The organism is Bacillus cereus group sp. TH152-1LC, assembly GCF_027710505.1.
In the GTDB taxonomy this organism is placed as follows: Bacteria; Bacillota; Bacilli; order Bacillales; family Bacillaceae_G; genus Bacillus_A; species Bacillus_A mobilis.
On record NZ_JAQFNK010000019.1, the window covers coordinates 31,330 to 43,213 of the forward strand.

Genomic DNA, 11,884 nt, shown 5'->3' on the forward strand with positions numbered 1-11,884 from the left:
ATCTTGTACTTTTATTTTTTTAATTTAGTTAGCCTTCGTATCCCACTTAAAGATTTTATTTAAAAATTTATATACATTCTTTGACTCTTTCGTCAGAAGTGGACCTAAGATGGATAGTATCAGCACGTATAGTGCTGAGAATGGCTTTAGTACTGACATTAAACCACCGGCTATGCCGATATTAGCCATAATAATAGAGAACTCTCCTCTTGAAACGATTGTTAATCCAATATTTGTTGACGCTTTATGAGATAATCCAGCTTGTCGTCCTGCAATCATCCCTGCAACAAAGTTTCCGATGATTGTAAGAAGGACAGCACCTAACGTTAACCATATCGCTCCGCCCAATGAGAACGGATCAATACTTAATCCAAAACTGAAGAAGAAAATAGCTCCGAAGAAGTCTCTAAATGGAACAACAAGATGTTCAATTCTGTCACTATGCTCTGTCTCAGAGAAAACTAAACCTAAAAGAAGTGCTCCAATTGCTTCGGCAACGTGAATTGTTTCCGAGAAACCTGCAATAAAGAATAACGAAGCAAATACTACAATAATGAAAATTTCATCTGAACTAATATTGAGCAATTTATTTAATAACGGCGTCGCCTTTCTAGCTACAATAAAGAATAGAAGCATGTATCCTAAAGCAATTCCAATTGAAGTAAGAGCACCTAGGAAGGAAGCATGATCTCCTAAAACTAAACCAGATACAACTGATAAATATACAGCAAGGAATATATCTTCGAACATAATAATCCCTAAAATTAATTCGGTTTCATTATTACCAGTTCTTCTTAAATCCACTAACACTTTAGCAACGATAGCACTAGAAGAAATCGTAATAATACCCGCAATAATTAAGATTTCTAGTAAAGGGAATCCCATTATAAATCCGTATAATAACCCGAGTGAAAAGTTAATTAAAATATAAATTGTTCCGCCAATCGCAATAGAACGTCCAGATTTAATTAGTTTTTTCATCGAAAATTCTAGTCCTAGATAGAACAGAAGGAACAGAACCCCGATCCGTCCAAGGAAGGAAATGACACTTGCACTTTCAATAAACTTGAAATCGATAACACCTATTGTCGGCGCATGTGGTCCCACTAACATCCCAAGAACAATTAGAAACGGAATTACTGAGAATTTAAACTTTCCAGCAATTACTGCCGCAATTGCAACTAATACTAACGCTGTACCAACTTCAAAAATTAAAGTATCCATCTAGTCAGTCCCCCTATTCGAAAGTAACTCATTAATAATTTTTTTAATCTCTTCTCTCTCACCAGAAACGACAAGCATATCTCCTTCTTCAATTGCTGTTTCTGGCCCCGGATTAAATAGCTTTTTCATATTCTTTTTCATAACTGCAATGATTGTTACGCTATATGTTTTTCTTATTTCCAGATCACCGATTGTTTTTCCGATTGCTGGAGCTGCATTCTCCACTTTGAACCACTCAATCGCTAAACCTTCAAAGACCATCTCAACATTTTCTAATGCTCTAGGCTTATATACCATTCCGCCTAATATTGCTGCAATTTGTCTTGCCTCTGAGTCACGTAATGAAATACTTGAGATACTTTCTTCATGGTCTGAATCAAAATGATACATTTCTCTACGCCCGTCATCATGAATGACAATCACCATCTTTTCGTTACCTTTCGTAACGATTTGAAACTTATAACCAATACCCGGAAGTTCACTTTCTCTAATATTCATATTTAGCTCCTCCATAACTTCTTTATTTTAATTTTCTGTTTTTCTGTCTTTTATTCATCCAATCAACTTTAGAAATTCTAACCATTCAGGATACATGTGAGTTGGAAATCTTTTATTGTAATAATAAGTGGCTCCTAAAAAGATACTTACAGATGTAATGATAAAAAATATATTACTTCTCATTTTCAAACTCTTAAGGGTTACTTTCAATAAAGTTTCTTCTTTCAAATTATCCCCTCTTTCTCGCTTTACATTTAGTTTTTTAAAATGTAAATAATTCTAAAAATATTACGATGTAACATAATCATAACACAAAATACGTTTATGTAACATAATTTTTTAGAAAAATTGATTCTCATATATTTTTTGCATATAATTTTCTTATTACGGAAAAAAGGAAGTGTATTATATGGTTGATATCTTTAGCAGATTCCTTGAGGTAACGAATAATATTTTATGGTCATATATTCTTATTGCAATGCTAATCGGCTTCGGTCTTTATTTCTCTTTCAAATTAAAATTTGTCCAAATTACTCATTTTGGTGAGATGGTCAGTTTAATTAGTAAAGGGTTTAATCGAAAAGAAAAAAAGAAAGATAGCATCTCTCCATTCCAAGCATTTTGCTTAAGTGCAGCAGCACGTATCGGTATTGGAAACTTAGCTGGTGTAGCATTAGCCATTTCAATGGGTGGACCTGGTGCAATATTTTGGATGTGGTTTATCGCAATTATCGGAGCAGCTACTAGTTTCGTAGAATGTACGCTCGCGCAAATTTATAAAGTAAAAGATGGCAGCAGGTTCCGTGGTGGGCCAGCATATTACATGGAAAAAGGATTAAACAAACGCTGGATGGGTGTTTGGTTTTCACTTCTTATTACAGTTGCGTACGGATTAATTTTCAATTCTGTACAAGCAAATACAGTAACAATAGCGTTTGAAAATGCTTTTGGACTAGAGCGAACTCTCGTAGGAGCTCTATTAGCTTTATTAGTTGCAGTTATTATTTTTGGTGGTATCAAGAGCATTTCACGTATTACAGAAATGATTGTTCCTCCAATGGCAATCATTTATATCGGTGTGGCTATTTTTGTCGTAATTAACAACTTCAATATGTTACCAAGCATTTTTACAGAAATATTTAACAGTGCATTTGGTTTAGACCAAGCTATCGCTGGTGGTATTGGAGCAGCAATCAAATTCGGAATTCAGCGCGGTTTATTCGCGACAGAAGCAGGTATGGGTAGCTCCCCTAACGCAGCAGCAACATCAGATGTATCTCACCCTGTAAAACAAGGACTTGTTCAAGCATTAGGAGTGTTCGTAGACACATTCTTAGTATGTACATCAACAGCGTTTATCGTATTATGTTCTGGACTTTACAAAGGATCGAATTTAGAAGGTATTGAATTAACACAACAAGCATTAAGTTCACAAATAGGACCGTGGGCAAGCACTTTCTTAGCGATTATTATTTTCCTATTCGCATTCAGTTCTTTACTAGGAAACTACTATTATGGTGAAACAAATATCGCATTCATTAAAGAAAGCAAAACATGGTTAATGATTTATCGCGTTGCAGTTGTCGGAATGGTATTCTTCGGATCAATCGCTGCCCTTAAAACAGTTTGGAGCTTAGCTGATTTATTCATGGGACTAATGGTATTCACAAACTTAATTGCCATCTCATTCCTTAGCAAATTCGCCTACGCAGCATTAGTAGACTATATGAAGCAAAAGAAACAAGGAAAAGATCCTGTTTTCGTTGCAAGTTCTATCCCTGGCTTACAGAATACAGAGTGCTGGGATGGACAGGATGTAGAAGAGAAGCAAAAGGCTGTATAATAATTAAAAGCAGAAGCTATATATCAAACAAAATCCCTATTACTCAACAGTAATAGGGATTTTCATTTATAACAGTTCATAATTTGTTCAAATTAATTCCAGCAAAAGGGTTGATTTATACGAATTACTAGATTATAATAATTATAAATTAGTAATTGATATAAAATAATAACTCAAAAGGAGATTGATCATAATGAACAAACAAGTAATTGAAGTATTAAACAAACAAGTAGCAGACTGGAGCGTTTTATTCACAAAACTACACAACTTCCATTGGTACGTAAAAGGACCTCAATTCTTCACATTACATGAGAAATTCGAAGAACTATACACAGAATCAGCTACTCACATCGACGAAATTGCAGAACGTATTTTAGCAATTGGTGGTAAACCAGTAGCGACAATGAAAGAATACCTAGAAATCTCTACTATTCAAGAAGCAGCTTACGGAGAAACTGCAGAAGGAATGGTTGAAGCAATCATGAAAGACTACGAAATGATGTTAGTCGAACTGAAAAAAGGCATGGAAATCGCTCAAAACTCTGACGACGAAATGACATCTGACCTACTACTAGGCATCTACACAGAACTAGAAAAACACGCTTGGATGCTACGTGCGTTCTTGAATCAATAATAGATTTTAAAGCGGAAGCGGCTCGTTCAGAACAGGAGGGTGTTGGAACTCCTGATTACGAGGCGCTTTTTGCCTCGAATGAAGGAGTGAAACAACCGACTGTTCTAGCCGCTGGAGCTGGATATCACGTAAAAGCGGAGGTGACTTGCTCAGAACAAAAGGGCATTGGAGCTCCTGACGAAGAGGCGCTTTTTGCCTCACAGGAAGGCGCGAAATGACCGACTGTTCTAGTCACCGGAGCTGGATAATACTTAAAGCGGAAGCAGCTCGTTCAGAGCCGCTTTTTTCTATGGGGTGGTCGCACGTGCTGATACATGAAATTATATCAACGATTCGACACAGGGTATGGACTTACCGACAAATCACGACAATATCAGTGCCTCTCCCCTCTACTTTTATCAATATATTACAATCTCTTTTATGTTAAAATATAGGTAACACCTTTTAGTAAAATAGATCCAAAAGCTTTTCCATATTCATCATTTACTACTTAAATGGCGGGAGTGGTTCAGTTGAAAGACTACTTAATTAGAGCATTTTTTGCGTTAATAACAGTTGGGATTGTCTTACTTATAGCTAATATTTTCAATATACGTATCGAGGTGAAAGACTATGCTTTCCTCGTTGTTGTAGCAATTGGTGGCGGCTGGGGTGGCTGGTACCTGTATAAAAAACAAAGTAATCAAAGTGATAAAGGCATTCCAAAGTAATACGGAATGCCTTCTTTTATTGCCGTCTATAATAAATAATAAAATTCAAACTGCTAATACAGCCAATCGCAATAAACATGCTAAAACTCTGCACATCTCCAGCTAGATTATACTCATCCACGATAAAGCCAATCATAAAAAGTGTTATCGCCGAAACACCAATACACAATATTGAAATAAAACAAAGCGAAAATTCATTAATTAGCTCTTTCTTCTGTGTTGAAACAATTAGCATAACAAGAATAGATGCTGCTAATATACTTTTAAAAACAGGACGTAAATACACAAACTCCTCCATCTGTTTCTCCTTTTCCCAAAACATCACATCTCAACATTAACATATTTAACCAAATTAAAAACACATGCCTTTTCAAGATAAAGTGAAACTTTAATCAGTGGGGGTTTTCTTCATCCCCCACTGATTATTAGTTGAACCAATCGGACTTTTATGGGCAGTTGATCCCCACCTAACTTCTTTGCTTTCGCTGAATTTTGAGTTGGGGGGGCTTACTACCCATTAAAGCGGGATAAAATGACATGTGTTTCCAAAAACCTCTATAAATTTGTATTATGACAACTGTTTCCACTTCGTTCCTAAAACAGGACGCTCGTAATTTTTGATCTCATGAATTAGTTTATCTGCCGTCTCAGCTGAAACGATCAAATCTTTATTCGATGGGTTCATAAACCCTTCTTCTGCTGCACGTTCAACCATTTGCAGGATTGGTCCGTAAAAATCTTTTATATTCAATAAACCAACCGGCTTATTATGTATACCAATTTGTGACCAACATACAACTTCAAATAGCTCTTCAAACGTTCCGTATCCGCCTGGTAATGCAATAAAAGCATCCGCAAGTTCTGCCATTTTCGCTTTACGTTCGTGCATCGTTTCTACTTCAATTAGTTCCGTTAACCCTGTATGTACAATTTCTCCTCGGAATAGACCGCGCGGCATAACACCTGTTACACGTCCACCTAAACGAAGAACTTCATTTGCTACTTCTCCCATTAATCCAACGCATGAACCACCGTATACGAGCTCATAATCGTTCTCAACAAACATTTTTCCTAACGCTATTGCCTGCTCTTTAAATTCTGCTCTCTCCCCTAAGTTGGAACCTGCAAACACACAAATCTTTCTCATTCCTACACCCCGAAACTATATATTGTTATGATACAATGAACATTGCACAACATATTGAAGGGATGAGGAAGAAATGGATATTGTCGCATTTCAAAGATGGGTGGAGGAATTTTACGAAAAAAGAAGCTGGTCACAATATAATGCCTTTATTCGCTTAAATTTCTTAACTGAGGAAGTTGGGGAAGTTTCACGTGTTGTTCGCGCCATTGAAATTGGCCGTGATCGCCCTGATGAAGAAGTGAAAACAGAAGAAGTGCTAAAACAGGAACTAAAAGAAGAACTGGGTGATGTACTATCTAATCTTATTATTCTTTCACAAAAATATGATTTAGATTTACAAGACATTATGGAGGCTCACGTCACAAAGCTTTCGAAAAGGTTCGAGACATCCAAATGAGAATATTATCAATTATGGTATAATATTCTTGTCACAATACTAAGGGGGATTTTATGTTATCTAAAAAATTGCACGACGCATTAAACGATCAAATGAACTTTGAATTTTACTCTGCCCACGCTTATATGGCAATGGCTGCTTACTGTACATCTGAGAGCTATGATGGATTCGCTAACTTTTTCCTTGTACAAGCTGAGGAAGAACGTTTCCACGCAATGAAGCTTTATAACTACATTAACGACCGCGGTGAGCGCGCTATTGTTACCGGATTTGATAATCCGAATAACGAATATGAATCTGTACTGAACGCTTTTGAAGTGGCACTTGAGCACGAGCGTGAAGTAACGAAGCGTATTTACAACTTATCTGATATCGCTTGGGATGAGCGTGAGCACGCAACAATTACCTTCTTAAAATGGTTCGTCGATGAGCAAGTAGAAGAAGAAGCTTCATTCGATAGCATCATTCAAAAATTAAAACGTATTACAAGCGATTCAAACGCATTATTTATGCTAGATGCTGAATTAGAGAAACGTACATTTACGCCTCCAGCTGAGTAGTATTTCAATCACCTTAATAAATGTATTAAGGTGATTTTTTTATTTCTTCTCTCGGCTTAATAAGCTTAGCTAAATCCTTCTTATCAAGACCTGAAACCTTTTCAACAAAATCACTATGAGTAAGCGTCCCATCCGCTTCTTTCACCCTAATTCCCCCCTCTCTATATTATTTATCATACCAAAATAAAAAAGCCGTTCATCCCTCTAGGCGAGAGATAAACGACTTCGCTTGTTTTTATTAAAGCATAACCCCAACGATAATCGCTGATAATATACTTACTAACGTTGCACCGTATACAAGTTTTAATCCGAATGAAGATACAACGTTTGCTTGTTTGCCATCGATACTCTTCGTTGCACCTGCGATAATTCCGATTGATGAGAAGTTCGCAAATGATACAAGGAAGATAGATAAAATACCTACTGTACGAGTTGATAAATCGCCAGCTACTTTTCCAAGGTCAAGCATTGCAACGAATTCGTTCGTTACTAATTTCGTTGCCATAATTTGTCCTGCTGCTAGCATCTCTGATGTTGGAATACCCATTACGAATGCTAATGGTGAGAAGACATATCCTAAAATGCTTTGGAATGTGATTCCGAAAATTGAATCGAATACACCGTTAATTGCTGTAATTAATGCTACGAAACCGATTAACATCGCCGCTACTGTTACAGCGATAGAGAAACCAAGCATAATATATTCGCCTAACATTTCAAAGAATGTTTGTTTTTTATCTTCTTGTAATTCTAAAATATCGTCTTCTTCTTTCACGTCATATGGATTAATAATATGAACGATAATGAATCCGCTAAATAAGTTTAATACAAGTGCTGTTACTACATATTTTGGATCAATCATTTTCATATAAGAACCGACGATTGACATCGATACTGTTGACATAGAAGATGCACAAAGTGTGTATAAACGATTTTTCGGTAATTTGCTTAGTTGATCTTTTACTGTAATGAATACTTCCCCTTGACCAACGATTGCAGCTGCTACTGCATTATATGATTCTAGTTTTCCTAAGCCGTTAATTTTACTTAATAGGAAACCAACTGCACGAATGATAACCGGTAATACTTTAATGTGTTGTAAAATCCCAATTAGTACTGCTAAGAAAATAATTGGTAATAATACTGTTAAGAAGAATGGTGCTTGTCCATCATTTGCTAGACCACCAAATACGAAATTAACCCCTGCTTCCGCAAACTTTAAAATAGCGCCAAACCCATCTGCAATCCCTTTTACTAATACAAATCCGACCTTTGTATTTAGTAAGAAATACGCAAGTACCAATTGAATGACAAGCATAAGTGCAATTGGTTTATATTTAATTTTCTTACGATCTGAACTGATAAGGAAACCTAGTACAAATACTACAAGTAAACCGACTAGAAACATTACTATTTTCATATGTGAATCCTCCACTTCTCCCACGAGTTATCGGTCGTATAACGTATAACGAATGACGTCTGACCATTGATGTTAAAAAAATTTAAAACCCCTAAATACTATTCAACTGTTATCTAAAATCAGTAAGCGTTTACATAAATTGCAATTTATAAAAGGTAGCTTCTTCTCTCCTACCATACTTGAAAGTCTGAAATTGATACCACCTACAAATCAAATTGTAAGCGTTATCTACCCGAAATGCAATATAAATTTTAAAAGATTTTTATATGTTAATATATTCCTAAATAATTGGTTTTTTCATGCAAATTTACCATAAAAAATAGTCCTAGCTATAAGCTAGGACCATCTCTTTTTTTATAACATAACACCAACGATAATCGCTGATAGAATACTTACTAATGTCGCACCGTACACAAGGCGTAGACCGAATGATGATACAACATTTGATTGGTTTTCATCGATACCTTTCGTTGCACCTGCGATAATTCCGATTGATGAGAAGTTCGCAAATGATACAAGGAATACAGAAAGAATACCAACTGTACGAGCTGATAAATCACCAGCTACTTTTCCAAGATCAAGCATCGCAACAAACTCGTTTGATACTAATTTTGTTGCCATAATTTGTCCCGCTGTTACCATCTCTGCTTGCGGGATACCCATTACGAATGCTAATGGTGAGAAAATGTATCCTAAAATAGCTTGGAATGTAATACCGAACATGGAATCAAACAAGCTGTTGATTGCTGTAATTAATGCTACGAAACCAAGTAACATTGCCGCTACTGTGATCGCGATTGTGAAACCAAGCATAATATATTCACTTAGCATTTCAAAGAATGACTGTTTTTTCTTATTTTCTAATTTCAGTGTATCTTCTTCTTCTGTAATGTCGTACGGGTTAATAATATGAATAATAATGAAACCACTAAATAAATTTAATACAAGTGCTGTTACTACATATTTCGGTTCAATCATTTTCATATAAGAACCCACGATTGACATTGATACTGTCGACATTGAAGATGCACATAATGTATATAAACGATGTTTTGGGATTTTACTTAATTGATCTTTTACTGTAATAAATACTTCCGCTTGCCCAACAATGGCAGCTGCTACTGCGTTATATGATTCTAGTTTTCCTAGACCATTTACTTTACTTAGCGCAGTACCAATAGCACGAATAAATATCGGTAAAATTTTAAAGTGTTGCAGAATTCCGATTAAAACGGCAAAGAATACGATTGGTAATAACGCTGTTAAGAAGAATGAAACCTCTCCTTTATTAACAAGACCGCCAAATACGAAAACGATTCCAGCTTCCGCATATCCAAGAAGCGCGCCAAATCCATCTGAAATTCCTTTTACTAAAATATAACCAACTTGCGTATTTAATAAGAAATAACTTAACGCTAGCTGAATAACAAGCATAATTGCGATTGGTTTATACTTAATCTTCTTTCGATCGGCACTTATAAGAAAACCGAGTACGAATACAACGAGCAATCCTACAAGAAACATAACAAACTTCATTAATAAAATCCTCCATTTAACTCTTCATTAACGTTGAACGTCCGACCATTCAAAATAAGAAATAATCCGAACTTTCCATTTCTCCTCTAAAACCTTCAATCGGATAGGAAAGATCATAAAACCTCTTGTTTCAAAGGCATTTTCCATTCTAACACAAATCACAACCCATATCCGCACTTTTCTTAAAAAAATACATTTTATTATAAAACATTCATGAACGTTCGTCTTTTACTACCCACAAATATCTTTATAAAACAAAAAAATGAGCATCAAGTTTCACTTGATGCTCACCTCATTAGACTGCTTTTTCTTTATCAGCTACTGCTGGCTTATCCCAGCACTCTGTATTGTTCAAACCAGGAATAGACTCCGCATAGAACACTGGATCTTTTCCTTGTTTCTTTTGCTTAATGTAATCTGTTAATGCCGCGAAAGCATACTTAGAAAGGAATACGATCGCAACTAAGTTAATGATTGCCATAATACCCATGAATAAATCTGCTAAATCCCAAACGATTTGAATTGTTGCTACAGATCCTAACATAACCATACCAAGTACAGCAATTCGATAAGCATTTAGTAAAACTTTACTTCCATTTAAGAACTCAATATTTGTTTCACCATAGTAGTAGTTACCTACTAATGAACTAAATGCAAACAAGAAGATTGCAACCGCTACAAATATAGACGCCCACGGTCCGATATGTTGACTTAATGCTTGCTGCGTTAATTGAATACCATTTAAATCAGCTGCATTATGCACATCTGATAAAAGAATAATAAATGCTGTACAACTACAAATTAATAATGTATCTGTAAATACCCCTAAAGTTTGAATGAAACCTTGTTTAACTGGGTGCGTTACGTTTGCAGTCGCAGCTGCGTTCGGCGCACTACCCATACCTGCTTCATTTGAGAATAATCCGCGTTTTACCCCTAGTAAAATCGCAGCTCCTAATCCCCCGCCCACTACTTCTTTAATTCCAAATGCATGTAAGAAAATCTCTTTAAATACATACGGAATTGCCGTAATGTTTGTCACAACAACGAATAACGCTACTGCTACATAAATAATTGCCATTACTGGAACAATCATTTCAACCGCACGTGCAATACGTTTTACTCCGCCAAAGATAATGATCGCAAGTAAACCAGCCATAAACAGACCCACAAACTTACCATCTGTGTTAAATGCTCCATCAAAAGCTGCCGCTACTGTGTTTGACTGCACGGCATTGAAAATTAATCCGAAACTTACTGTTATTAGAACAGAGAACACAACACCTAACCAGCGTTTCTTTAAACCCTTTTCCATATAATACGCTGGGCCCCCACGGAATGCATTCCCATCTTTTACTTTATAAATTTGCGCTAATGTGCTCTCTACAAATGCAGAAGCACCCCCAATTACCGCAATTAACCACATCCAAAATACTGCTCCTGGTCCACCTGCTGAAATTGCAATAGCTACACCAGCTAAGTTACCAGTACCTACACGAGAAGCTGTACTCATACAAAATGCTTGGAATGATGATACGCCGCTCTTCTCTTTTTGCGCTTTCCTCGTTTTCGAGCTTGCTCCATCCCCAAGCAAACGAATCATTTCACCGAAGTAACGAACTTGGACAAATTTCACACGGAATGAAAAGTAGAGCCCTAACCCAATTAACATCGCAATAATGACATATGACCAAAGGACATTATTTATATCCCCAATTACCTTAGCTAAAAAATCCATAATTGTATTGCCCCCTCTTCCTAACAATAAGAAAATTATATTCTAAAAACTTTTAGTAATCAAGAATTTTCGACAAATTCATGTTAGTTTTTATGACATGACGGCGTTACGTTATGTTACATACAGATTTTTTCATAAAATAAAACTGTACTTAACTAGTGCATTTACCTAATACCC

General features: G+C 36.0%; 13 protein-coding genes. 6 read left to right on the forward strand and 7 right to left on the reverse strand.

The window, feature by feature from the left end; genetic code table 11:
- Positions 1-24: 24 nt before the first annotated feature.
- On the reverse strand, positions 25-1,224 hold the full coding sequence (locus PDL00_RS27375) for a cation:proton antiporter (protein ID WP_000380217.1): 1,200 nt from the start codon (positions 1,222-1,224) through the stop codon (positions 25-27).
- Positions 1,225-1,722, reverse strand: a complete 498-nt coding sequence (locus tag PDL00_RS27380; protein WP_048528229.1) for a cation:proton antiporter regulatory subunit — start codon at positions 1,720-1,722, stop codon at positions 1,225-1,227. It abuts the gene before it with no gap.
- Positions 1,723-2,131: 409 nt separating this feature from the next.
- Here PDL00_RS27380 and PDL00_RS27385 point away from each other — a divergent pair, with 409 nt between their 5' ends.
- The 4 genes from PDL00_RS27385 to PDL00_RS27400 all read left to right on the forward strand — a co-directional run bounded on the left by PDL00_RS27385 (position 2,132) and on the right by PDL00_RS27400 (position 4,909).
- Positions 2,132-3,565, forward strand: a complete 1,434-nt coding sequence (locus PDL00_RS27385) for an alanine/glycine:cation symporter family protein (RefSeq protein ID WP_270732512.1) — start codon at positions 2,132-2,134, stop codon at positions 3,563-3,565.
- 193 nt (positions 3,566-3,758) lie between these two features.
- Complete coding sequence (locus tag PDL00_RS27390) at positions 3,759-4,199, forward strand: Dps family protein (RefSeq protein ID WP_001041892.1); 441 nt, start codon at positions 3,759-3,761, stop codon at positions 4,197-4,199.
- The gene (locus PDL00_RS27395) at positions 4,169-4,417 is read left to right on the forward strand and encodes a hypothetical protein (protein WP_242256513.1); all 249 of its coding nucleotides are present in this window, start codon (positions 4,169-4,171) and stop codon (positions 4,415-4,417) included. The genes PDL00_RS27390 and PDL00_RS27395 overlap by 31 nt, the downstream gene beginning before the upstream one ends.
- 294 nt (positions 4,418-4,711) lie before the next feature.
- Positions 4,712-4,909, forward strand: a complete 198-nt coding sequence (locus PDL00_RS27400) for a hypothetical protein (RefSeq protein WP_000656323.1) — start codon at positions 4,712-4,714, stop codon at positions 4,907-4,909.
- A gap of 16 nt (positions 4,910-4,925) precedes the next feature.
- Here the strand turns inward: PDL00_RS27400 and PDL00_RS27405 are convergent, their stop codons facing one another.
- Positions 4,926-5,207, reverse strand: a complete 282-nt coding sequence (locus PDL00_RS27405; RefSeq protein ID WP_242257372.1) for a hypothetical protein — start codon at positions 5,205-5,207, stop codon at positions 4,926-4,928.
- Between the two features lie 270 nt (positions 5,208-5,477).
- Positions 5,478-6,041: a TIGR00730 family Rossman fold protein gene (locus PDL00_RS27410; RefSeq protein WP_242257376.1), complete on the reverse strand. Its 564-nt coding sequence runs from the start codon at positions 6,039-6,041 to the stop codon at positions 5,478-5,480.
- 88 nt (positions 6,042-6,129) lie between these two features.
- On the opposite strand from PDL00_RS27410, the gene PDL00_RS27415 reads away from it, so the two are divergent.
- Positions 6,130-6,453, forward strand: a complete 324-nt coding sequence (locus PDL00_RS27415; protein ID WP_242257373.1) for a MazG-like family protein — start codon at positions 6,130-6,132, stop codon at positions 6,451-6,453.
- Positions 6,454-6,506: 53 nt separating this feature from the next.
- Positions 6,507-7,013, forward strand: a complete 507-nt coding sequence (locus PDL00_RS27420) for a ferritin (protein ID WP_061678977.1) — start codon at positions 6,507-6,509, stop codon at positions 7,011-7,013.
- A 238-nt stretch (positions 7,014-7,251) separates the two neighbouring features.
- Here the strand turns inward: PDL00_RS27420 and PDL00_RS27425 are convergent, their stop codons facing one another.
- The 3 genes from PDL00_RS27425 to PDL00_RS27435 form a co-directional block, all read right to left on the reverse strand.
- Positions 7,252-8,433: a NupC/NupG family nucleoside CNT transporter gene (locus tag PDL00_RS27425; protein WP_242257374.1), complete on the reverse strand. Its 1,182-nt coding sequence runs from the start codon at positions 8,431-8,433 to the stop codon at positions 7,252-7,254.
- Positions 8,434-8,787: 354 nt separating this feature from the next.
- Positions 8,788-9,969, reverse strand: a complete 1,182-nt coding sequence (locus PDL00_RS27430) for a NupC/NupG family nucleoside CNT transporter (RefSeq protein ID WP_000673848.1) — start codon at positions 9,967-9,969, stop codon at positions 8,788-8,790.
- Positions 9,970-10,264: 295 nt separating this feature from the next.
- Positions 10,265-11,707, reverse strand: a complete 1,443-nt coding sequence (locus PDL00_RS27435) for an alanine/glycine:cation symporter family protein (protein ID WP_270732516.1) — start codon at positions 11,705-11,707, stop codon at positions 10,265-10,267.
- Positions 11,708-11,884 lie beyond the last annotated feature (177 nt).